At 66.3% G+C, this 21,132-nt stretch carries 21 protein-coding genes and 1 pseudogene; 8 read left to right on the top strand and 14 right to left on the bottom strand.

Annotated features, from left to right (window positions below):
- A pseudogene (locus MFM001_RS24545) lies at positions 1 to 250 on the top strand (hypothetical protein); the annotation flags it as partial.
- Positions 251 to 256: 6 nt separating this feature from the next.
- Here MFM001_RS24545 and MFM001_RS24040 read toward each other — a convergent pair.
- From MFM001_RS24040 to MFM001_RS24020, 5 genes are all read right to left on the bottom strand, one after another.
- A complete protein-coding gene (locus MFM001_RS24040; protein WP_116377730.1) occupies positions 257 to 1,891 on the bottom strand; it encodes a fatty acyl-AMP ligase in 1,635 nt (544 codons plus the stop codon).
- A 171-nt stretch (positions 1,892 to 2,062) separates the two neighbouring features.
- Positions 2,063 to 2,761 (bottom strand): DUF4389 domain-containing protein, encoded by a 699-nt coding sequence (locus MFM001_RS24035; RefSeq protein WP_116377729.1) that lies wholly within the window; start codon positions 2,759 to 2,761, stop codon positions 2,063 to 2,065.
- A gap of 66 nt (positions 2,762 to 2,827) precedes the next feature.
- The gene (locus MFM001_RS24030) at positions 2,828 to 3,382 is read right to left on the bottom strand and encodes a YceI family protein (protein WP_238159380.1); all 555 of its coding nucleotides are present in this window, start codon (positions 3,380 to 3,382) and stop codon (positions 2,828 to 2,830) included.
- Entirely contained in the window at positions 3,379 to 4,389 is a 1,011-nt protein-coding gene (locus tag MFM001_RS24025) for an alcohol dehydrogenase (RefSeq protein ID WP_116377728.1), read from the bottom strand. Before MFM001_RS24025 ends, MFM001_RS24030 begins: the two co-directional genes overlap by 4 nt.
- On the bottom strand, positions 4,376 to 5,626 hold the full coding sequence (locus tag MFM001_RS24020; RefSeq protein WP_116377727.1) for a cytochrome P450: 1,251 nt from the start codon (positions 5,624 to 5,626) through the stop codon (positions 4,376 to 4,378). Before MFM001_RS24020 ends, MFM001_RS24025 begins: the two co-directional genes overlap by 14 nt.
- A 150-nt stretch (positions 5,627 to 5,776) precedes the next feature.
- Here MFM001_RS24020 and MFM001_RS24015 point away from each other — a divergent pair, with 150 nt between their 5' ends.
- Entirely contained in the window at positions 5,777 to 6,211 is a 435-nt protein-coding gene (locus MFM001_RS24015) for a hypothetical protein (RefSeq protein ID WP_116377733.1), read from the top strand.
- Positions 6,212 to 6,214: 3 nt separating this feature from the next.
- On the opposite strand, the gene MFM001_RS24010 is transcribed toward MFM001_RS24015, so the two are convergent.
- Both MFM001_RS24010 and MFM001_RS24005 read right to left on the bottom strand, forming a co-directional pair.
- A complete protein-coding gene (locus tag MFM001_RS24010) occupies positions 6,215 to 8,209 on the bottom strand; it encodes a YhgE/Pip domain-containing protein (RefSeq protein WP_192887048.1) in 1,995 nt (664 codons plus the stop codon).
- A 14-nt stretch (positions 8,210 to 8,223) separates the two neighbouring features.
- The gene (locus tag MFM001_RS24005; protein WP_116377732.1) at positions 8,224 to 8,883 is read right to left on the bottom strand and encodes an ATP-binding cassette domain-containing protein; all 660 of its coding nucleotides are present in this window, start codon (positions 8,881 to 8,883) and stop codon (positions 8,224 to 8,226) included.
- 164 nt (positions 8,884 to 9,047) lie between these two features.
- Here MFM001_RS24005 and MFM001_RS24000 point away from each other — a divergent pair, with 164 nt between their 5' ends.
- A complete protein-coding gene (locus MFM001_RS24000; protein ID WP_116377725.1) occupies positions 9,048 to 9,275 on the top strand; it encodes a hypothetical protein in 228 nt (75 codons plus the stop codon).
- Here MFM001_RS24000 and MFM001_RS23995 read toward each other — a convergent pair whose 3' ends face one another.
- Complete coding sequence (locus MFM001_RS23995; RefSeq protein ID WP_116377724.1) at positions 9,276 to 10,406, bottom strand: nitronate monooxygenase; 1,131 nt, start codon at positions 10,404 to 10,406, stop codon at positions 9,276 to 9,278.
- A 122-nt stretch (positions 10,407 to 10,528) separates the two neighbouring features.
- Between MFM001_RS23995 and MFM001_RS23990 the strand changes: the two genes are divergently transcribed.
- Positions 10,529 to 11,587 carry a diacylglycerol kinase gene (locus MFM001_RS23990; protein ID WP_116377723.1) on the top strand — a complete coding sequence of 353 codons (1,059 nt, stop codon included), beginning with the start codon at positions 10,529 to 10,531 and terminating at the stop codon, positions 11,585 to 11,587.
- A gap of 11 nt (positions 11,588 to 11,598) precedes the next feature.
- Complete coding sequence (locus MFM001_RS23985) at positions 11,599 to 12,336, top strand: glucose 1-dehydrogenase (RefSeq protein ID WP_116377722.1); 738 nt, start codon at positions 11,599 to 11,601, stop codon at positions 12,334 to 12,336.
- Positions 12,337 to 12,357: 21 nt separating this feature from the next.
- On the opposite strand, the gene MFM001_RS23980 is transcribed toward MFM001_RS23985, so the two are convergent.
- The 5 genes from MFM001_RS23980 to dtd form a co-directional block, all read right to left on the bottom strand.
- On the bottom strand, positions 12,358 to 13,137 hold the full coding sequence (locus MFM001_RS23980) for an HAD-IB family hydrolase (RefSeq protein WP_116377731.1): 780 nt from the start codon (positions 13,135 to 13,137) through the stop codon (positions 12,358 to 12,360).
- A 5-nt stretch (positions 13,138 to 13,142) separates the two neighbouring features.
- Complete coding sequence (locus MFM001_RS23975) at positions 13,143 to 14,036, bottom strand: class I SAM-dependent methyltransferase (RefSeq protein ID WP_116377721.1); 894 nt, start codon at positions 14,034 to 14,036, stop codon at positions 13,143 to 13,145.
- A 101-nt stretch (positions 14,037 to 14,137) separates the two neighbouring features.
- Complete coding sequence (locus MFM001_RS23970; RefSeq protein ID WP_116377720.1) at positions 14,138 to 14,995, bottom strand: MEDS domain-containing protein; 858 nt, start codon at positions 14,993 to 14,995, stop codon at positions 14,138 to 14,140.
- Positions 14,995 to 15,942, bottom strand: a complete 948-nt coding sequence (locus MFM001_RS23965; RefSeq protein ID WP_116377719.1) for a sensor histidine kinase — start codon at positions 15,940 to 15,942, stop codon at positions 14,995 to 14,997. Before MFM001_RS23965 ends, MFM001_RS23970 begins: the two co-directional genes overlap by 1 nt.
- 120 nt (positions 15,943 to 16,062) lie before the next feature.
- Positions 16,063 to 16,494, bottom strand: coding sequence for a D-aminoacyl-tRNA deacylase (gene dtd, locus MFM001_RS23960; protein ID WP_116377718.1), 432 nt, complete (start codon positions 16,492 to 16,494; stop codon positions 16,063 to 16,065).
- A gap of 32 nt (positions 16,495 to 16,526) precedes the next feature.
- Here dtd and MFM001_RS23955 point away from each other — a divergent pair, with 32 nt between their 5' ends.
- The gene (locus MFM001_RS23955; RefSeq protein WP_116377717.1) at positions 16,527 to 16,826 is read left to right on the top strand and encodes an MTH1187 family thiamine-binding protein; all 300 of its coding nucleotides are present in this window, start codon (positions 16,527 to 16,529) and stop codon (positions 16,824 to 16,826) included.
- Here the strand turns inward: MFM001_RS23955 and MFM001_RS23950 are convergent.
- Positions 16,814 to 17,311: a macro domain-containing protein gene (locus tag MFM001_RS23950; RefSeq protein ID WP_116377716.1), complete on the bottom strand. Its 498-nt coding sequence runs from the start codon at positions 17,309 to 17,311 to the stop codon at positions 16,814 to 16,816. The genes MFM001_RS23955 and MFM001_RS23950 overlap by 13 nt on opposite strands.
- Before the next feature lie 18 nt (positions 17,312 to 17,329).
- On the opposite strand from MFM001_RS23950, the gene MFM001_RS23945 reads away from it, so the two are divergent.
- Both MFM001_RS23945 and MFM001_RS23940 read left to right on the top strand, forming a co-directional pair.
- Complete coding sequence (locus MFM001_RS23945) at positions 17,330 to 18,592, top strand: competence/damage-inducible protein A (protein WP_116377715.1); 1,263 nt, start codon at positions 17,330 to 17,332, stop codon at positions 18,590 to 18,592.
- A gap of 364 nt (positions 18,593 to 18,956) precedes the next feature.
- The coding region (locus MFM001_RS23940) for an AMP-binding protein (RefSeq protein WP_142760732.1) at positions 18,957 to 21,132 on the top strand (2,176 nt) is incomplete at its 3' end.

Raw genomic sequence — 21,132 nt, 5'->3', positions numbered from 1 at the left:
GCCGCCGCAGGAGCCGGTCGTCGCCGCGGCGCCCGCCGAGCCGCAAAGCGCGGTGGCGGCGGAGCCACCGGCCGACCTGCCGGCCGCCGAGCCTGCCCCGGTGCCACCGCCGCCTGTCGCGCCCCCGCCGCCCCCGGAGCCCAACCCGCATCCGCTGTTGACGAAGGTGCTCGAGCGCTTGCACGGCCACCCCGAGCCGGCGCCGGACGAGCCCGCGCCGGGGCAGGTACCACCGCCGCCGGCGCCCTAAGGCCGATCAGCCGAGGAGCGAGAGCGCGTAGGAGCGGCGCAGCTTGCCCGACGGTGTTTTGGGGATGGTTCCCGCAGCAACCACCGCGACCTTGCGTGGCCGCACCTCGACCTCCGCGACCACTTGATGCGCCACCTGGCGTTCGATCCGGCGCACTTCGGCGGGATTGTCGACGGCGTTCGACTCGACCACGACCGCGAATGTCTCGCGCGACAGCCCCGCGTTGAGCCGCACGGCCGCTGCACAGCCAGAGCGAACACCGTCGACGCGGCATGCGGCCCGTTCGATGTCGGTCGGGTAGATGTTGCGGCCGGCCATGATGATGACGTCTTTGACCCGGCCGCACACCACGATGTGGCCATTCTCGGTCAGGTAGCCGAGATCACCGGTGTCATACCAGCCCTGCTCGTCTTGGGCGGCCACATAGCCTGCGGCGGTGGTGTAGCCGGACGTGACCGGCTCGCCGCGGACCTGGATGACTCCGACACCGCGGGCGGGCAACACGTTGGCGTCGTCGTCGACGATGCGCGCCTCCAGGCCCGTCAGTAGTGGGCCAAGGCAGGCGAGCCGGCGCGTCTTGCCCTTGGTCGCCGGAACGGCGTGGCGCAGAACCGCAAGCAAGTCGGCGTCGACCTCGTCGATCGCCAAGCCGGCGCCGCACTCCGAAAACGACACCGCCACCGTGGTTTCCGCCATGCCGTAGGCGGGCACGATGGCCTCCGGCCGCAGCCCGAACGGTGCGCCGGCCGCACAGAGTTCGTCCACATCGTCCGGTTCGACGTGTTCTGCGCCCGACAGCGCCCACCGCAGGCTCGACAAGTCGAATTGGCCGGGCGTGCTCTGCGCGCGTAACCGCTTGGCCAACAACGAATAAGCGAAGTTGGGGGCGGCCGTCATGGTGCCTTTGTACTTGTCGATCAGCCGGGGCCACAGCAGGATGTCCCGCAGGAAGTCCATCGGCGTGATCTTCACCAACTCCGCACCGAAATACATTGGCACAGTGAGGAACCCGGTCATGCCCATGTCGTGGAAGAGCGGCAACCAGCTCACGATGACGTCGTGGTCGAGGTCGTAGCGTGCGCCGCTGAACATTGCCTCGGCATTGGACACCAGGTTGCGGTGCGTGATCCGGACGGCTTTCGGGGAGCCCGTCGAGCCGGACGTCAGCTGCAGCAGCGCCACGTCGTCGTCGCAGGTGTGCACGGGATCAATCTGGTCGGCGGCAAGCAGCTGGTCGACGCTGAGCACGCGCATACCGAGCTCGGTCAGCAGGGGAGCGGCCGCCGTGAACGGGTCGGAGATGACCACGGCCCGAGCCCCTATCACGCCGATCACCGCCGCGGTCTCGATAGCCCACGCCTGCAGGTCGGTGCGCGGCGTGGGCTGATGCAGCATCGTGAGGCTGGCCCCGCGCATCCACAGGCCCTGGGCGACCGGCGCGATTTCGACGGGAGCACCTGCCAGCACCGCGACCGCGTCGCCATGTCCGACCCCGGCGGCCGCCAAACCGCCCGCCGCCCTGCGCGCCTGCTGGTGTACCTGCGCCCAGGTGTGCCGTACCGGCGCACCGGGCTCGCCGGTCGTCATCCCGTTGCGACTGGTCAGGGCATTGCCGAACATTTTGTCGGTAAATCTGCTCACGACAGCCTCCCGTGCACCTTGCTTGGCAACGACGTGCTATCGCAGACGGCTGCCCACCAGCGGGCCCCCGACGAACCTACGACCGTCGAACAGTAGCGCCCGCGCGCCCCGGAACTGGCGACGAAACGCTTGTGGTGCAGTTTTGTTGTCAAGCTGTCACATGACTGCGGCTCAAGGGGTTTCGTTCAGCGCCACAGACTCGGCCTCACGAGGCCCCAGGTCGAGGCGGAACGGGGGATACTCGTCGCGCATCAGCGCGCTGTAGGCCCGGACCCGAATCGCCCACCGGTTGATCCCGATCACGAAGTCGTACAAGCCTTTCGGGTAGCGCCCGGTGAATAGCAGCCCCAGCACGGCGATCAGCAGCAGGATCGCTATCAGCGGTGGTAAGTCGTAGCCGACGACCTCGTCCGGGTCGACCATCAGAAACCGCCAGCCTGCCGTGAAGAAGGCCAGAAGTATCAGGTAGTGCGGGATGGCCAGGAGCCACCATTTGACGAGCACCAGGCCGCGACTCAGCCGCTCCGGATAGTCGACTTCCAAATCGGCCGGATACTCGGCGTTGGGCTTCAGGCTGAACGGCGGGTACTTGTCGGTGCCCAGCGCGGACAGCGCGTAAAACGTGACACGCCAACGCCACCGCTTGACGCCGACACTGAAGTCGAACAACGCGCGGGGATATTTGCCGGCGAACAGGATCGCGAAGAATGCGATCACCGTGACCACCAGGACGGCGATGTGCAAGAAGAACAACACGATGTAGTGCGGGATGGCCAGAATCCATTTGACCAGCCATTGCCATCGCGACAGCGCGGGATCGAGGTCGCCTCGAACTCGCACGGGATACGAGGTGGATTCGGGTTGTGTCATCGGCGGCTCCTTCCGCGGGTTCGGGTAGAGGATGAGCCGTCGCTGGCGTTTTGGCAACCGTTGTGACTAAGTTGTCTGGCGCGCGGCGAACGATACGGTCACCTCGTCGGCGACCTTCAGCGAGCCCATCAGCAACGAGTATGGCTTGACACCGAAATCGGATTGCCGAATGGTGGCCTGCGCTGACATCTGCCAGGCGTCGCCGAGATCCGTTGTGCCAAGGTCGATTACCTGCTTGCGTGTCTTGCCGCGGATCCGCAGTGGCCCGGTGAGGCGGTAGCCGTCGGCGCTCTTCTCGATGCCCTCGGCCGCGAAACGGATGTCGGGAAACCGGTCGGCATCGAGCGACCGCAGCGCGTTGGAGCGCACCAATGCCTTCTGGGCACCGGACAACGGCGTGACGCCGCCTTCGCCGCGCACCACGTCGAGCGAATCCACGGCGACAGTCAGCTCCGCCGCGGCCGGCTCGTCGCCGGCCCACGTCACCGTGGCCCGCCAGTCCCGCATCGCGATCGTGAGGCGATGGCCCATTTTCGCGGCCCGGCCGGTGACCCCGGTGTGAACGAGCAACTCGCCGTCGGATGCGGTCAGGGTCCAGACGGCTCCGTTGCGCTCAGTCACACGGTCAGGACGGTCCGGTAGTGCGCCCGTCCCTGCTCCAGCGCCGCGTAACCGTCGGCCGCTTGCGACAGCGGCAGTTCTTCGATCCATGCCCGCACACCCGACAGGACGGCGAATTGCATTGTGTCTTCAACCTCTTTGGCGGTCCCGGACGGATGGCCGACGATGGACAGCCCCGGATTGATCAACTGCATCGGGCTGATCTGCAGCGGCTCGGGCGTGACGCCGAGCGTGACCAGTTCGCCTTGGGGCTGCAGGCCGCCGACGGTTGCGGCCATGGCCTGCGAGTTGCCGGCGGTGGCCAGCACGACCGCGACGCCACCCAGGGCTTTCAGCGCTTCGGACACGTCGCCGGTGGCGTCGATGTAGTGGTGTGCGCCCAGCTTGCGGGCATCGTCCGCCTTGGCAGTGCCGCGATTGATCGCGATGGTCTCGAAACCCATTGCGCGGGCGAACTGCACACCGAGATGGCCAAGCCCGCCGACACCCAGGATCGCCACCCGGTCTCCGGGCAGTGCTTTGGTGTGACGCAGTGCGTTGTAGGTCGTGACACCGGCACAACCCATCGGAGCGGCCTCCGCATCGGACAGTTCGGCGGGAATTCGAGCCAGTGCAGTCGCGGGCACTGTCACGGATTCGGCGTAGCCGCCGGGATAGTGCCAGCTCGGCACCTTGCCGTTGACGCAGTGGATGAAAAGCCCCTTGCGACAGGGGTCGCAGTGGTTGCAGTTGCCGCCGAACCATCCGACGGCGACACGGTCGCCCACCGCGAAGTCCTCGACGCCCGGGCCGATCTCGGCGATCTTGCCGGCGATTTCGTGCCCCGGCGTCAGTGGCCAGGACAAGCCGGGGAATGCGCCGGCGACGAAGTGGGCGTCGGTGCCGCAGATACCGCAGGCGCCGACGTCGATGCGTACTTCGCCGCGCCCAGGCGATGTTGTCTCGACGTCGGCGATCTCCAACGGAGCGCCCGCGGACTTGACCTGGACCGCTTTATGTGAGGGCATGGGCGGTGGTGTGGTAGTCGACCTGCCAGTGCTTGATGCCGTTGAGCCAGCCGGAGCGCAGGCGCTCGGGTTTCCCAAGAGGCGTCAGGTCGGGCATCTGGTCGGCGATCGCGTTGAAGATCAGGTCGATCGTCATCCGCGCCAGGTTGGCCCCCATGCAGTAATGTGCGCCGGTGCCGCCAAATCCCACGTGCGGGTTGGGATCTCGCAGAATGTTGAAGGTGAACGGGTCGTCGAACACTTCCTCGTCGAAGTTGGCGGAACGGTAGAACATCACCACTCGCTGGCCTTCCTTGATCTGCACACCCGAGAGCTCGTAGTCGCGCAATGCGGTGCGCTGGAACGACGTCACGGGCGTTGCCCATCGCACGATTTCGTCGGCAGCAGTGCCGGGCCGCTCCCTGCGGAACAACTCCCACTGATCGGGGAAGTCGGTGAACGCCATCATGCCCTGCGTGATGGAGTTCCGGGTCGTCTCGTTGCCGGCGACGGCCAGCAGGATGACGAAGAAGCCGAACTCGTCCTCGGAGAGCTTGTGCCCGTCGACGTCGGCCTGAATCAACGTGGTGACCAGATCCTGCCCCGGATTCTTCGCCTTCTCGGCGGCCATCTGCATGCCGTACATGATCAGTTCGACCGACGCCGTGATGGCGTCGTTGCTCGCGAACTCTGGGTCCTGGTCGCCGACCATCTGATTGGACCAGTGGAAGAGCTTCTTGCGGTCTTCCTGCGGCACACCCATCAGCCCGGCGATGGCCTGCAGCGGCAACTCACACGAGACCTGTTCGACGAAATCCCCGGCGCCCTCGGCGGCCGCGGTCTCGACGATGCGCCGCGCCCGCTCGCCCAGCTCGTCGCGCAGCCGTTCGACGGCCCGCGGCGTGAACGCTCGCGAGACGATCTTGCGCAGCCGGGTGTGCTGCGGCGCGTCCATGTTGAGCAGGACGAACTTGCCGCGCTCGATCTGCTCGCCGACGGTGCCGTCTTTATAGCGCGGCAACGCGGTCTTCTTCAGGCTGGAAAAAACGTCGCTGCGCAGCGAGATCTCTTTGACATCCTTGTGCTTGGTGACCACCCAGAAGCCGCCGTCGTCGAACCCGCCCGCGCCGAGCGGCTGCTCGTTCCACCAGATCGGTGCGACGCGGCGCATCTCGGCCAGCTCCTCGACCGGCAGCCGCTCGGCGTAGATGTCGGGGTCGGTGAAATCGAAACCGGGGGGCAGATTCGGAGTCGGCATAGGCACTCCTCGAGTACGGCCTGAAAGTGGTATCTCCTGGCTCAGTAAAGCACCGGAGCCGCCGAATTGGAACGTGTTCTCACTCGATTGCCGGCAGCCGGGCCGGCGAAACGAGCCTGTGCCGGCGCCGTGCTCGTTATGCTGCGGATCATGATTCGCCAACTCTGCATTGCCGCTGCGATCACGGGAGCCGCGCTCGGCACGGCGCCGGCTGCCGTCGCCGACCCGCAGCATTACGACGGCGACGTTCCGGGGATGAACTACGACGCCTCGCTAGGGGCGCCTTGCGACAACTACGAGCGGTTCATCTTCGGACGCGGCCCCGGTGGTCAGGCCGAGGCGTGCCACTTCATCATCAACCAGTTCCCGGCCGCGCAGTCGGGCTACTGGGTGATCACCTACCCGCTGAACGGTGTGCAGCAGGTCGGCGCGCCGTGCCCTGATCCCCGTGGCGCGTCGGCCCAGTCTCCCGACGGGTATCCGATGCTGTGCACCGAACACGGCTGGCAGATCGGGCAATTGACCGGCGGCGGGTTCCCGATTGTCGGCGGCGGCTTCCCGTCCGACACCGGCGTCACCGGTTAGGTCTCACACTTCGATCGGCGGATGTAGCCGCTCCATCGTGTACTGCCGGTTGCGCCGGGCCGCCCACGCGCTGGCAGCCAGCGATGCGGCCAGCACGCCAACGAGCACCACGACGGCGATCCACAGTCGCGAATCCACGCCGCCGACGATGACTTCTCGTAAACCGTTGACCGCGTATGTCATCGGGTCCAGCGGATGCAAAATCTGGAACGGTTTCGCCGTCGTCTCGACCGGGTAGATGCCTCCGGCCGACACCAGCTGGAACATCAGGAACGCCAGGGTGATCACCCGGCCGACCGCAACGCCGAACACCGCGTTGAACGCCTGGATCAATGCCAGGAACGCCGCGGCGATCAGGACCAGGAACGCGACCGTCGCCACCGGATGCCTGGCGTGCAGACCGACACCGAAATGCACGACGGCATACATCACCAGCACCTGGCAGGCCGCGACGAGTAACCCGGGCCACAACGACGCCAGCACCACTCGCAGCGCCCCGAGCCCGTTGACGATGGGCCGAGTTTGCAAGGGCGTCAGCAACATCCAGATGATCAGAGCGCCGATGAACAACGCCAGCGGCAAGAAGAACGGCGCGAAACCGGTGCCGAACGTCGCGGCCCGATGCATGAAATGCATGTCCAGGGTGACCGGGTCGGCCATGGTCTTGGCGACGTCGTTGCGCTGCCGGTCGGTCCAGGACGGCACCTGGCGGGCGCCCTCGTCGAGCTTGGTGGCCAGTTCGTGCGCGCCGTCGTCCAGCCGGCTGGTTCCGTCGGCCAGGGTGGCCGCGCCGTCGGCCAACCGGGCACTGCCGTCGGTCAATTGGACCAGCCCGCCGCTGAGTTTCTGCGCTCCGGCGTTCAGCTCGTTGGCGCCGTTGCGCAGCTTGATGACGTCGGACTTCAACTCGCCGTTGAGCAGCCGGGTGAGAAAGACCCGCAGGTTGCTGTTGGGGTCGCCCAGCTCGTCGGCGAATTCGTGGGCTTTGTCGCGCAGCCGGGCGAGGCCCTCGTCGGTGGTGGGGTCCATGCCCTTCGACTCGAGGATGCGTTGCGCGCCGGCCAGCACGTCGCCCAGATTCCGCGCGGTCGGATCGGCGTTGGCGCGCAACCCGTTTACCACCTGATCGACGATCGTGGCCGCCTGCGCGTGGTCGACGTGCAACGCGGCGACCCGGTCTGTGGCGGTCTCGACCGTCTGGCTCAACCGAGTCGCGGTCTCGCCCACCTGGTCGGGGTCGAGTGGCAACATCTGCACGCGGTCAAGGACTTTGACCACGGGGTCGGTCGCTTGAGTGATCGCCGTCGACAGCTGACGGGTACCTGCGGCCAGCGCGGCCGACCCGTCGCGTGCGGTCACCATGTTATCGGCGAGTGTCCGTGCGCCGCTGGCCAACTCGTGGGCTCCGTGGTCGGCGGTATCCAGCCCGGCGGCCAGCTGGCCCGCGCCGGCGGCGGCCTTCTTCAGCCCGTCGCCGGCCTGCTGCACACCGATCAGCACCTGGCCGACGACCTGTTGACCGATTTTGGCGCTCACCTGGTTGAGAACTTCGCGCGCGGTGTTCTGCCCGATGATCGAGGCGAGGTAGTTGTTGGCGTCGTTGAACGTGAACCGAATTTGGGCCTGGCGGGGATGTGGGCCTGACGGCGACGCGACGGCCGCGCTGAAATCCTCGGGCAGCGTGATCGCGAAGTAATGGCTGCCGTGCGCAACGCTTTTCGCGGCTTGGTCGGCCGACATCGGTGTGAGATCCAGCTCGCCCGACTTCAGCAGCGCATCGGCGACCTGGTCGCCGGCGCGCAGATTTCGACCCTCGGCGATGGTGCCGCGGTCCTCGTTGACCAATGCGACCGGCACCTTGTTCACTTCGGCGAAGGGATTCCAGAATGCCCACAGGTACATCGCGCCGTAGAGCAACGGCAGCATGACGACGGTCACCAGCGCGATGCGGGGGAGGGTTCCGCGGGAGTACCGCTTGAGGTCGGTACCCAGCGACATTCCGGCAAGCATGCTCAGTCGGCGCCTTTCTGCTCCTGGACCGCGAGCTCTGCGCGGTCGAGGTTTTCGACGGGAATCTCGGCGCGCACGCCCAGACCGGGGGGTATCGGATTCACCGATGCGGTCACCACGGTTTGGCGCGTACCCAGTTCAACCAGGCGGCGCAGCAACGCTTCTCGGTCGCTGTCACTGATGACCTCGTCGACACCGCCGACGACGAGAACCGGGGGACGCCGGGTGTTAGCCAGCGCGATTCGCAGCAGCAGGCCGTCGAGTTGGGAGAGCTCCTCGACATATTCGGTGAGCGGAGGCAGCGGTAGCTCCCCGAATACCGGCGCGCAGATCGCGGTCAGGTCGTCCTCGTCGGCGCGGCGAACCAGCCGGTACCAGTTGGCATCCCAGCGCCGCTGCTCGGTGATCAGATCCCGGACGGTCACCGACTCGGCGATGTTGTCCAGCTCGTCGATGCCGGCGATCGCGGCAATGCCGAAGATGTCGGCCGCGCGGGTTCGGCCCAGCACCGTCATCGTCCCGGCGACCGGTTTCATCCGCCCCGCCAACGTCATCAGTAGAGCCGTTCGCCCGGATCCGGGTGGGCAGCTCAGCACCGTCACACCACCGGCGTCGATGTCGAGGTCGATCGGCCCGTAGACCGGCCCCCACGGACCCGTCATGCGGATACCGCGTGTAATCAGCGCTGGCTGTGGCCGGTCCGGCTGCGGCGGACCTGCATCGCCCATGTCGTCACCCCCGTGCAGTCCTCCGTAGTCAAACATGACCAGGCGATCCGCGCGGTCTACAGTCGCACGAAAGCATCCGCAACGAACAGGAGATTCTGATGGCCTTCAACCCGAATGAAGCGCTCGACGCCGTCAGGGACATCGCGGCGAACGCGGTCGAAAAAGCCTCCGACATCGTCGAGAACGCCGGCGACATCATCCGCGGCGACGTCGCCGGCGGCACCGGCGACATCGTGCACAACTCGATCGAGATCTTCACCTACGCCGTCGAACGAGCCAAAGAGGTCTTCGCCGGCGCCGGCGCCGGCGTCGACGACGTCGAGTAACTAGACGCTGGCGGCGGCGTTGAGTTCGTCGAGCCGGTTCGTCGCCTCCAGGTACTCCTGCACCCAGCGCTCGATGACGGTGGACGTCTTCTCCACCTTGTTGAATTGCCCGACGACCTGCCCAACCGGGTTGAACGCGACGTCGACGGTCTCGTTCGGGTACTTGTTCGTGGCGCGCACCGCCATGCCGGACACCATGTACTGCAGCGGCATGCCGAGCGGCTTGGGGTTCTCCGGCTTTTCCCACGCCTCGGTCCAATCGTTGCGCAGCATCCGGGCCGGCTTACCGGTGAACGAGCGGCTGCGGACGGTGTCGCGGCTACTCGCCTTGGCGTAGGCCGCCTGCTGGACGGGGGTGTTCGATGCTTCTTCGACCATCAGCCACTGCGAGCCCGTCCACGCCCCCTGCGCGCCCAGCGCCAGGGCCGCGGCGATCTGCTGGCCGCTGCCGATACCACCGGCCGCCAGCACCGGCACCGGCGCAACCTCCTTGACCACCTGCGGCCACAGCACGATCGAGCCGACCTCCCCGCAGTGCCCGCCGGCCTCGCCGCCCTGGGCGATGATGATATCGACCCCCGCGTCGGCGTGCTTGCGGGCCTGCGACGGCGAGCCGCACAGCGCGGCCACCTTGCGGCCGGCGTCGTGAATGTGCTTGATCATGTCGGCCGGCGGAGTGCCGAGCGCGTTGGCGATCATCGCGACCTTCGGGTGCTTCAGCGACACTTCCACCTGCGGGGTGGCGGTCGCCTCCGTCCAGCCCAGCAGCTGCAAGGTGTCCTCGTCGGCGTTCTCCACCGGAACACCGTGGTCGGCGAGGATCTTCTTGGCGAAGTCCAGGTGCTCCTGCGGCACCATCTTGCGCAGCGTCGCGGCCAGCTCCTCGGCGGACAGATGCGAGTCCATACCCTCGTACTTGTTGGGGATCACGATGTCGACCCCGTACGGGTGGTCGCCGATGTTCTCGTCGATCCAGTTCAGCTCGATTTCCAGCTGCTCGGGGGTGAAGCCGACCGCGCCAAGCACCCCGAAGCCGCCGGCCTTGCTCACGGCGACGACGACGTCGCGGCAGTGCGTGAAGGCGAAGATCGGGAACTCGATGCCGAGTTCGTCGCAGATGGGAGTGTGCATGGTTGTTCCTCACTGGGGGCGGTCGAAGAATTGGAACGTGTTCTAGTTTAGTACATCGCACGGTACTGTGTCGCGTGGCGGCCGAGCCGTATGAGACCCCATAGTCCGCAAGGAGGGCAGCCATGACGATCCGCGTCGCGCACATCGGCACCGGAAACGTGGGCCGTCTGGCGCTGTCCCAACTCATCACCGACCCGCGTTTCGAGCTGACCGCGGTGTGCGTCTCGACGGACGCCAAGGTCGGCAAGGATGCGGGGGAGCTGGCCGGGCTCGACGTGTCCACCGGCGTCACGGCGACCGACGACCTGGACGCGCTGCTGGCCACCCAGCCCGACTGCGCGGTCTACTGCGCGATGGCCGACAACCGTCCCGCCGAGGCGATCGGCGACTGCCTGCGCATCCTCGCCGCGGGCGTCAACGTCGTCGGCTCCGCGCCGGGAGTGCTGCAATATCCCTGGCAGCTGATGCCCGACAAGTACATCGCCCGTGTGGAAGATGCTGCGCGCCTAGGCAATTCGAGCCTGTTCATCACCGGGGTCGACCCGGGGTTCGCCAACGACCTGATCCCATTGGCGTTTGCCGGCACCTGTCAGCGCGTCGAGCAGGTGCGCTGCATGGAAATCGCCGACTACGCGACTTACGACGGCACGACCGTGATGTTCGACGTGATGGGCTTCGGCAAGCCGCTCGACGAACTGCCGATCCTGTTCCAGCCCGGCGTGCTGAGCGTTGCGTGGGGCACCGCGATCCGGCAACTGGCGGCCGGGCTGGGCATCGAGGTGGACGACATCACCGAGTTCTGTGAACGCGAGCCCGCGCCGGAGGCCTTCGACGTCGCGGCCGGACACATCCCCAAGGGCAGCGTCGCCGCGATGCGCTTCGAGATTCGCGGCATGGTCGACGGCCGGCCGGTCATCGTCATCGAGCACGTGACCCGGCTGCGCTGGGATCTGCGGCCCGACTGGGCTCAGCCTGCGCAGCCCGGCGGTTCCTACCGCGTCGAGATCACCGGCGAGCCGTCCTACGCCGTCGACATCTGTCCGACCAGCAGCAAAGGCGACCATAATCACGCCGCGATCGTGGCGGCGGCGGGGCGGATCGTGAACGCGATCCCCGCGGTGGTGGCCGCCGAGCCGGGCATCCGCACGACGCTGGACCTGCCGCTGATCACCCTCGGGTAGCCTGCATCGTCATGGGACGCGTGGACGGCAAAGTTGCACTGATCAGCGGCGGCGCTCGCGGCATGGGTGCTGCCCATGCCCGGTTGCTTGTCGAAGAGGGCGCCAAGGTGGTGATCGGCGACATCCTCGACGACGAGGGCAAGGCACTGGCCGACGAACTCGGCGACGCGGCGCGCTACGTGCATCTTGACGTCACCGAGCTCGAGCAGTGGGAAGCGGCGGCCGCCACCGCAGTCCAGGATTTCGGCAAGCTCGACGTTTTGGTCAACAACGCGGGCATCGTCGCGCTCGGCCAGATACACAAGTTCGATATGGCCAAGTGGCAGAAGGTCATTGACGTCAACCTCACCGGCACGTTCCTGGGCATGCGGGTGGCGGTCGAGCCGATGATCGCCGCGGGCGGCGGGTCGATCATCAACGTGTCGTCGATCGAGGGACTGCGCGGCGCCCAGATGGTGCATCCGTATGTCGCCTCCAAGTGGGCGGTGCGCGGGCTGACCAAATCCGCGGCATTGGAGCTCGCGCCGAAAAACATTCGGGTGAACTCGATTCACCCTGGTTTCATCCGCACTCCGATGACCAAGCACTTTCCCGACAACATGCTCACGATTCCGCTCGGCCGCCCCGCCGAATCGAGTGAGGTGGCGACGTTCGTGCTGTTCTTGGCCAGCGACGAGTCCTCCTACTCCACCGGCAGCGAATACGTCATGGACGGTGGTCTGATCCTCGACGTCCCGCACAAGATGTAGCGCGGTCCGCCGAGTGGCCAGTTATTGCACGGTTTTCGCGAAATAGCGTGCAATAACTGGCCATTCGCGGGCTAGAGCTGCCCGCCTGCCGCCTGCGTGAGCGACCCGCAGCACCGGCCAGCCCCGCTGGGCGGACACCGCCGCCAGCCGCGAGCGCGGGTTGACCGGCCGGGGGTGGCCGACCAACGACATCAGCGCCAGGTCCTCGTCGCCGTCGGCATAGAAGTAACTGTCGGACAACTCGATACCGTTGGCAGCGCAAAAGTGTTGCGCAGCAGCGGCTTTCTTCGGCCCCCAGACGATGGGTCGGGTGATGTCGCCGGTCAGCAGGCCGCGGTCGTCGAGCTCGAACTGGTTGCACAGCACATGAGTGATGCCCAGAAAGCGGGCCACCGGCCCCGCGTGGATGGTCAGCGCCGACGAGCTGAGCACCACGGTGTGCCCGCGCTGCTGATGGGCCGCGACGATGTGGCGCATCCCGGGGAAGACCCGAGCCGCGATGCGCTCGACGAAGAGCCGCTCGCCTAGCTGGTCGAGCTCCGTCAACGACTCGCCGCGCAGATAGCCGGCGCCGCGCACGACAAGCCGCTCGAATTCCATGCGCCCGAACCGGTATCGCATCATCGCTTCAGCCACACCGAGGACTTCGCCGATCCTGGCCTGCCGGCTTCGGATCCGGTGGCCCGCGTGCGCGGCGGCGGTGAACCCGGCCACCAGCGTGCCGTCGAGGTCGAAGAAGGCGCCCACCTGCGGCCCGGGCGGGCCGGCGGCGATCTCTGCAACAGCTTCAGACGTGTGCATGCGGCTCACCGGGTTGCCGTGATGTATTCGGAGTGCATGATGGCGTCGATCTGCGCGTCCACGTCCGGCGGAGTCCGGCCGTACTCGGCTTGCAGCTGCAGCGTGTTACGCACCGGGTCGACGGCCCAGCCGTGCTCGGTCAGCCACTGCGCCGGCTTGGTTTTGGCGTCGTCATCGTAGGTGAGCGCGGAGAAGTCGACATCACCGGACATGTTGAGCCCCGGGTAGATCGCTTCCAAGGCGGACAGCCGGTCTTGGTCGAGGCGAGACCCGAGGGCGCCGATCGCGATACGGCTGCCCGGTGCCGACAGCTGATCGATGCGGATGAACAGCGCGTCTTGGGCCTCGCCGGTCAGGTAGGGCAGCAGTCCCTCCAGCGACCAGGCGGTGGGCGTGTCGGGATCGAAGCCGGCGTCGCGCAGTGGTTTCGACCAGTCGTCGCGGAGATCGGCTGCGACGCCCTTGCGGTCGGCAGTGGGCTCGACCGCCTGCTCGGCGAGCACCCGGGTTTTGAACTCGAGGACTTTCGGCTGGTCGACCTCGAAAACTGTTGTGCTGCTGGGCCAGTCGAGCCGATACGGACGTGAGTCCAGACCCGCGGCGACGATGACGGCCTGGCGGATGCCCTCGCTGGTGGCCGCGAGGAAGAATTCGTCGAAGAATCGGGTCTGCACGCCGTAGAGGCGCGGAAACGCCGTCGCGGTCTCCGACGTCGGCGGATTCGCCAGCACCCCGGTCAGATACGGATCCGCCGACGCGGTGATGAAGAGCTTGGCGTAGTCGTCTCGCACCAGCGGGTCGGGAGTGGTGGCATGAACCGCGCGCCAACCGGCGACGAGCAGCGCGGTGTAGCCCACGCTGCTGACGATGTCCCACTTGTCGTCGTCGGAGCGGGTCATCCGCGCGGCTCGAATACGTACGAGCCGACGGTGATCACCCGGTCGTCGGCGAGCTCACGGATATCGCGCAGCATCCGGTTCCCTTTCGGTCACCGGCAACGTTATCCCGGGGCGGTGTCCACTCGCACGTGGGTAAGACCGAGCACCTCAACCAGCCGGGTCACGGTCGGTTGCGTTGTCGACAGCACCACTTTGCGGTCGTGCTGGCGGGCGCGCTGCTCCAGCGCGCACAGTTCTCGATGGCCGATGAATTCCAGCTTGTGGGCGCCGATACGCACGGTATTGCCAGGCACCAACGGCCAGATGCGTTGCACCGTGGTGTCGAACAGCTCGTTGGCAGAGGCGTCGATCTCACCGGCCAGCGCAAAATCCATCTCCGCATCGGGGTCGGCGAACAGCCGAAACGTCACCGAGCCGCTGCTGACGAATGGGTGCAGGCACATCAATTCGTTTGCCGCTGTGCCGAGTTGATTGACGTCGTAGGCGCACAGCGCCGAAAACGGCTGCACCGCCATCTGCTGGTCGACGAGGTACTCCAGGCGTGCCAGCGCGTCGCGCTGTTCGGGCGTGCGGGCAACCGTTGTCACGTCACTTACCGCGCGAAAGCCGCTGTAGCCCTTGGCGATTGCCTGTTCGACGGCATCGAGGTACTTGGCTAACGCGCCGTCGGCGTCGATCACGTCGGTACCGGGGCGGTAGACGTAGTAATCGTCGGTCGGCCATACTTCGATACCGCCGGAGTCCAGGTGTTCCCCGATGCCGGGCATTGCCGCCAATTCCGCATGCAGCTCCGCGCGGCTGCAATCCCTCGCGTAGGCGACGTACTGGTTTTGCCTCAGCCCATCGGCAATGTATTCGGCCGCACGGCTTAGCAATTCAGTGCGCTCGCGATAGCCCCAGGCCAAGTGTCCGAACGGGGCAAGTCCGGCCGCCGAATCCACCACAGCATGCCGGCGCATCACGCTGTCCCTTCTAGCCGGAGGTAGGCGTGGATGGTTGTCTCGTCCGGGGTGCAGTGCGTGCGCACCAGATCGGCGACCGCGTTGACCACGTAGAGGCCCCGGCCGCGGCCGGTGTCGCTGTCGTAAGGCCGGCGCCCGGCGAGCGGGTCGTCGAGAAAACCGCCGTCGCGGGCTTCGCAGACCAGATGACCGTCCTGGTGCCACAGGGCGAGCCGGCACGGCCCGCCGGTATGCATCAGACTCGAGGTGGCAAGTTCGTTGGTGATCAGTTGCAGGTCGGCGATTCTGGCGGCCGACAAGCCGAACCACCGGCCGTAGCCGGCGGCGAAAGCGCGTGCGCCGCTGAGGTCGGCGAGCTTTCGCGTGGTGTATTTGACCGCGGCGTCGTGCGTCGGCAACGGTTGGTTGTAGCGCGCCCACACCGCATCCGGCGCATACGTCGGGCTTTCCTGCTGGGGGATTCCGGACTGCCAGAGCACTGGGTGGGTAGAGCGCGCGTCCGCGATGACGTCTGGCTCGAGCCGGGTGACGTCGTAGGGGCACACCACCGTCACGTCGCGACCGGTGAACGCGTGGTTGATCAGAGCTTCGTGCTGCACGCAGGCGGGATATTCGATCTCCGAGCGTCCCTGCCAAATGGGTTCTCCGATCATGCGGACCGGCTCACCCCGATGCTTCTCGACGAAGCTGCTGAGGACTTCACCCAGGATCCGACCGGGGTTGCGTCCCGCCTCGGTCATGTCAGCCATCACCACATGGGCCGCCGACCGGCCTAGCCCGTCACACAGCGCGGCCAGATTGGGTCCAGGCACCGCGACCAGCACCGGATTGCCCGCGTCCAGCGCCTCGCAGATGAACGGCAGCAGGCAATCGAGGTAGTCCTGCTGGGTGCGATAGAACAGCGCGGGGTGCGCGAAGCCGCCCCGTTCCAGTCCATCGGTCATCTCAGCCGCTCCATCAACGTCCCCGCGGACACCGGCATACCCGCGCTGGCAGTACCCGAATCATCGCAGCCCCCGAGCGTTGCCTTGACAGGCTACGCCTGGCGTCCGCGGGCCCCGACGTCACAGTTCGAGCAGCAGGGTTACCGGGCCATCGTTGACCAGTTCCACCTGCATGTGGGCGCCGAAAACGCCGGCTTCGACCTGCGCTCCCAGACGCCGAAGGTCGTTCACAAACGCCTCTACCAGCGGTTCGGCGACGTGGCCCGGCGCGGCGGCGTTCCACGATGGCCGCCGCCCCTTGACGGTGTCGGCGTACAGGGTGAACTGGCTGACCACCAGGATCGGCGCGCTGATGTCGGCGGCGGATTTTTCGTTGTCGAGGATGCGCAGCTGCCAGAGCTTCTCGGCGAGCCGGCGCGCCTTGTCGGCATCGTCGTCGTGGGTGACGCCGACGAACGCGACAAGCCCCTGCCTTTCCGGTCGGATCGCTCCCACTACTTGGCTGTCCACCGAGACCGACGCGGAGGAGACCCGCTGCACAAGAACCCGCATGGCCCGATGCTGCCACCCCTTATGGTCGAGCTATGTCAGTGCTCGTCGCTTTCTCGGTCACCCCGCTGGGTGTCGGCGAAGGCGTCGGCGAGCTGGTGGCTGAAGCGGTTCGGGTCGTCCGCGACTCCGGCCTGCCGAACAAGACCGACGCGATGTTCACCGTCATCGAAGGCGACGACTGGGACCAGGTGATGGCAGTGGTGGCGCGCGCCGTCGCAGCGGTCAAAGCCCGCGCGCCGCGGGTCAGTGTGGTGATCAAGGCCGACTGGCGCTCCGGTGTCACCGACGCGATGACCCACAAGACCGAATCGGTGGAGCGCTACCTGTCCTGAACCGCGGCTTCGAACGCCCGCTCGGCGTCGTCGCCGTGGACGGCGAACACCACCCGCTGCAGCGAGCTGGGCTGGTGCTGCCGCACGGTGTCGACCATCAATCGGGCCGCCTCGTCGAGCGGGAAGCCGCCGACGCCGGTGCCGAACGCCACCAAAGCCAGTGAGCGGCAGCCGAGTTCGTCGGCCTTACGCAATGTGGATCGGGTTGCGTCGGCGATGATTTCGGCCGACGTCGGGCCGCCGAGTTCCATGGTGGCCGCGTGGATCACATAGCGGGCAGGCATGTCGCCGGCCGTGGTCTCGACGGCTTCGCCGAGCCCGATCGGCGCCTTTTCGTTGGATTCCCGCTGCACTTGTGGGCCGCCAGCGCGAGAGATGGCCTTGGCGACGCCGCCGCCGTGCTTGAGTTCGGTGTTGGCCGCGTTGGTGATCGCGTCGACCTCGAGCTTGGTGACGTCGGCCTGAAGCACTTCGATTTCGATCATGACCTTAGTGTCGTACCAGTGAGCGTACGCGCGGGCATTGTTGTCACCGGGACCGAGGTGTTGACCGGGCGAGTCGCCGACCGCAACGGGCCGTGGCTCGCCGATCGGCTGCTGGAGTTGGGTGTCGAGCTCGCGCACATCACGATCTGCGGCGACCGGCCGGGCGACATCGAGGCGCAGCTGAGGTTCATGGCCGACCAAGGTGTGGACCTGATCATCACCAGCGGCGGGCTGGGCCCGACGGCCGACGACATGACGGTCGCGGTCGTGGCGCAGTTCTGCGAGCGGGAGCTGGAGTTGGACGCCGAGCTGGAAGGCAAGATCGCGGCGATCCTCAAGTCGCTGATGGCGCGCATCGGCGGCGACTTCGACGCCGTGCGGGCCGCCAACCGTAAGCAGGCGATGGTGCCGGCCGGGGCGGTGGTCCTCGACCCGGTGGGAACAGCGCCGGGCGTCGTCGTGCCCGGCACGCCGACCGTGGTGGTGCTGCCCGGACCGCCGCGCGAGCTGCAGCCGATGTGGCGCACCGCGGTGCAGACGCCCGCTGTCCAGGACGCGATTGCCGGGCGGACGGTGTATCGCCAGGAAACGGTGCGGATGTTCGGGCTGCCGGAGTCGGGGCTGGCCGAGAGCCTGCGCGACGCCGGGGAGCGCCTGCCCGGTTTCGGGTCGCTGGAGATCACCACCTGCTTGCGGCGCGGGGAAGTCGAGATGGTCACCCGCTACGAGCCCGACGCCGCCGACGTGTACCGGCAACTGGTCGAGTTGCTGCGCGAAAAGCACGGGGAGCACGTCTTTTCCGTCGACGGCTCGAGTGTGGACGATCAGGTGGCGCAGCTGTTGACCGGCCGCCGGATCGCAACGGCAGAGTCTTGCACCGCCGGGCTGTTGGCGGCGCGGCTGACCGATCGGGCGGGTTCGTCAGACTACGTCGCGGGGGGAGTGGTGGCCTACGCCAACGAGGCGAAAATCCAACTGCTGGGCGTGGATTCAGCGCTGATCGACACGCACGGGGCGGTGTCGGAGCCGGTGGCCGAGGCGATGGCTGCGGGCGCGTTGCGCCGCTTCGACGCGGACACCGCGGTTGCGATCACCGGGATCGCCGGGCCCGGCGGGGGAACCGAGGACAAGCCGGTCGGCACGGTCTGCTTCACCGTGGCGCTGGCCGATGGGCGGGCGCTGACCCGGACGATCCGGTTGCCCGGTAACCGCGCCGATATTCGGGAGCGCTCGACGACGGTGGCGATGCACATGCTGCGACGCGTGCTGACCGACGGCTAACAGCTCTGGGTCGAGCACACCGAACAAATGGAGTAGCGGCCTACTCTATGCGCGCGCCCGGCGGCACCAGGACACTGACGGCAGTTCATGTTTCAACGACGTTCGGGTGGATTGTGCCAAAACATGACCGTCATCCATTTGCGCTCGGGGCCCGCCTGGCAGGCCCGGCGACTGCCCACGTGTTACTCCACCTCTATAGGCGAGTGACCATCGTCGATGCGGTTGAGCGGAGTGACGACCGGACTAGTTTCGCAGCCTCGCTTGTGGTTGGAAATCGTTGGGACGCTGTAGAACACATGTCTAACCGCGTAGTCGCTTGACATGTGACCCGGTATGGGTTGGCGGAGTCGTGTTGGGGAGCAACATGGAGCTTTACGACAAGGCATTTCCGCTGACGCGCGGACAGCTAGACATCTGGCTTGCGCAGAAAACGGGTACCTTCGGCGCGAAGTGGCAGCTGGGCGCGCTTTTGCGAATTGAGGGCACGGTCGAGCCTGGTCTAGTTGAGCGGGCGATTGTTCAGGTGGTGCGCGAGGCCGAGCCAGTGAGGGCCGCCTTTTTCGAGGTGGATGGTCGGGTTTTCCAAACGCCGATTGATTACCCGGACGTAGAACTCGCTCGTTATGATCTGACCGGCTCGCAGAATCCTGCACAGGACGCCTATCGGCTGGCGTCATCGATCCAACGCACGTTACTGCCGCTCGATGGACCGCTGTTCAAATTTGCATTGCTGCAGACACGTGTAGACGAATTTTATTTCTTTGCATGCTGCCACCACATCGTGGTCGACGGAGTCGGCCTTGCCCTCATTTGTCACCGGATCGCAGATGTCTATTCTGCAATGGCTTCGGGCGAGCCGATTCCGCCTGCTTTTTTTGGGTCCTTGAGTGATTTGATCGATTGCGAGACAGAGTACGAAGCGTCCACCGATTATCGCGATGATCGGGACTACTGGACAAAGAACAAGCCCACCGAGAGCCAATCGCGTTATCGGTCGGCGCACAACCCCGGCGGGCGTGATGAGCAGCCTTCGCCACCAGTTCAATTAGACCCTTCCGCCGTTGCGGGGATCCAAGAGTTGTCGAACGCTCTGGGGGTGCGCCGATCGTCGGTGATTACTGCGGCGTGCGCACTCTTGGTGCGCGCGTTCGACACCGAGAGTTCGGAGGTGGTACTCGATTTTCCGGTAAGCAGGCGTGTGCGTCCGGAAACACAGACGGTGCCCGGAATGATTTCGGGGTTTGTGCCATTGGTGTTCAGGGCTTCACCAGGATCGACCGTTGCTGGTTTTTGTGAACTTGCCAACACGCGAATGCGGGAAGCGCTGCAGCATCAGCGTTTCCCAGTGCATGCCATTGACTATGAGGCGCGCCTCCGCGGCTCAGGGCAGGTCTCGAATCGGGTGATTGTCAACTTCATTCCGACTACACACACAGGACATTTCGCTGGCGCTCCGACAGCGGGGACCCTGACGCATGCTGGCCCCGTCGAGTTTGGACTTGTGTTCTTTAAGGATGGTGACCAGCTTTTTCTCAGCACACAAGGCGATGGGCAATTCTTCCCGACCAGTGATGTGCGCAATTTAGCAGAGCGGTTGGGGCGGGTGTTGGTGGCGATGGCTGCTGATCCGGGGCGGGTGTTGTCGTCGGTGGATGTACTCGATGAGGGTGAGCGGGCCTGGCTGGATGAGGTGGGGAATCGGGCGGCGTTGACCCGGCCGGTGAGCACGCCGGTGTCGATTCCGGTGTTGTTTGGTGCGCAGGTTGAGCGTGTCCCGGAGTCGGTGGGGTTGCGGTGTGGGGGGCGGTCGTGGACGTATCGGCAGCTTGATCAGGCGGCGAATCGGTTGGCGCACTTGTTGGTTGGCTATGGCGCCGGCCCCGGGCAGTGTGTGGCGTTGCTGGTGTCACGCTGCGCCGAGGCGGTTGTGGCGATGCTGGCGGTGTTGAAAACCGGGGCGGCCTACCTGGCGATCGACCCGGCGCTGCCGGCGGCGCGGATCGAGTTCATGCTCGCCGACGCCGCCCCGATCGCCGTGCTTGCTCACGCTGATCTGGCCGCACGACTCGACGGCCATGACGTGGTAGTCATCGACCTCGACGATGCGCGTATCGGCGCGCAGCCCAGCACCGCGCTGCCCACCCCGGACCCCGAGGACATCGCGTATCTGATTTACACCTCGGGCACCACCGGGACACCCAAGGCAGTGGCCATCACCCACCACAACGTGACCCAACTGTTGAGGTCTTTAGACGCCGGGCTGCCCGCGCCCGGGGTATGGGCGCTATGTCATTCGCTGGCCTTCGACGTCTCGGTGTGGGAAATCTTCGGTGCGCTGCTGCGCGGCGGGCGCCTGGTGGTCGTGCCCGAATCACTCGACGGTGCACCAGACCTACACGACGTGCTGGTCGGCGAGCACGTCGACGTATTGACTCAAACCCCCTCGGCGGTGCAAGTCCTTTCCCCCGAGGGATTGGAGTCAACGGCGTTGGTGATGGCCGGCGAACCCTGCCCGGTTGACGTGGTCGATCGCTGGGCGC

The organism is Mycobacterium sp. MFM001 (assembly GCF_003402475.1).
In the GTDB taxonomy this organism is placed as follows: Bacteria; Actinomycetota; Actinomycetes; order Mycobacteriales; family Mycobacteriaceae; genus Mycobacterium.
This window is presented reverse-complemented; position numbering and strand designations above follow the sequence as displayed.

What these genes read in the sequence shown, in the direction of transcription:
- MFM001_RS23975 (WP_116377721.1), bottom strand. Translation starts at nt 14,036, where the DNA reads ATGACCCGCTCCGACGACGACAAGTGGGACATCGTCAGCAGCGTGGGC.
- MFM001_RS23970 (WP_116377720.1), bottom strand. Translation starts at nt 14,995, where the DNA reads ATGCGCCGGCATGCTGTGGTGGATTCGGCGGCCGGACTTGCCCCGTTC.
- MFM001_RS24035 (WP_116377729.1), bottom strand. Translation starts at nt 2,761, where the DNA reads ATGACACAACCCGAATCCACCTCGTATCCCGTGCGAGTTCGAGGCGAC.
- MFM001_RS24005 (WP_116377732.1), bottom strand. Translation starts at nt 8,883, where the DNA reads ATGACGGGTCCGTGGGGGCCGGTCTACGGGCCGATCGACCTCGACATC.
- dtd (WP_116377718.1), bottom strand. Translation starts at nt 16,494, where the DNA reads ATGCGGGTTCTTGTGCAGCGGGTCTCCTCCGCGTCGGTCTCGGTGGAC.
- MFM001_RS24000 (WP_116377725.1), top strand. Translation starts at nt 9,048, where the DNA reads ATGGCCTTCAACCCGAATGAAGCGCTCGACGCCGTCAGGGACATCGCG.
- MFM001_RS24015 (WP_116377733.1), top strand. Translation starts at nt 5,777, where the DNA reads ATGATTCGCCAACTCTGCATTGCCGCTGCGATCACGGGAGCCGCGCTC.
- MFM001_RS24025 (WP_116377728.1), bottom strand. Translation starts at nt 4,389, where the DNA reads ATGCCCTCACATAAAGCGGTCCAGGTCAAGTCCGCGGGCGCTCCGTTG.
- MFM001_RS23965 (WP_116377719.1), bottom strand. Translation starts at nt 15,942, where the DNA reads ATGACCGATGGACTGGAACGGGGCGGCTTCGCGCACCCCGCGCTGTTC.
- MFM001_RS23995 (WP_116377724.1), bottom strand. Translation starts at nt 10,406, where the DNA reads ATGCACACTCCCATCTGCGACGAACTCGGCATCGAGTTCCCGATCTTC.
- MFM001_RS23985 (WP_116377722.1), top strand. Translation starts at nt 11,599, where the DNA reads ATGGGACGCGTGGACGGCAAAGTTGCACTGATCAGCGGCGGCGCTCGC.
- MFM001_RS23990 (WP_116377723.1), top strand. Translation starts at nt 10,529, where the DNA reads ATGACGATCCGCGTCGCGCACATCGGCACCGGAAACGTGGGCCGTCTG.
- MFM001_RS24020 (WP_116377727.1), bottom strand. Translation starts at nt 5,626, where the DNA reads ATGCCGACTCCGAATCTGCCCCCCGGTTTCGATTTCACCGACCCCGAC.
- MFM001_RS23980 (WP_116377731.1), bottom strand. Translation starts at nt 13,137, where the DNA reads ATGCACACGTCTGAAGCTGTTGCAGAGATCGCCGCCGGCCCGCCCGGG.
- MFM001_RS24010 (WP_192887048.1), bottom strand. Translation starts at nt 8,209, where the DNA reads ATGTCGCTGGGTACCGACCTCAAGCGGTACTCCCGCGGAACCCTCCCC.
- MFM001_RS23955 (WP_116377717.1), top strand. Translation starts at nt 16,527, where the DNA reads ATGTCAGTGCTCGTCGCTTTCTCGGTCACCCCGCTGGGTGTCGGCGAA.
- MFM001_RS23950 (WP_116377716.1), bottom strand. Translation starts at nt 17,311, where the DNA reads ATGATCGAAATCGAAGTGCTTCAGGCCGACGTCACCAAGCTCGAGGTC.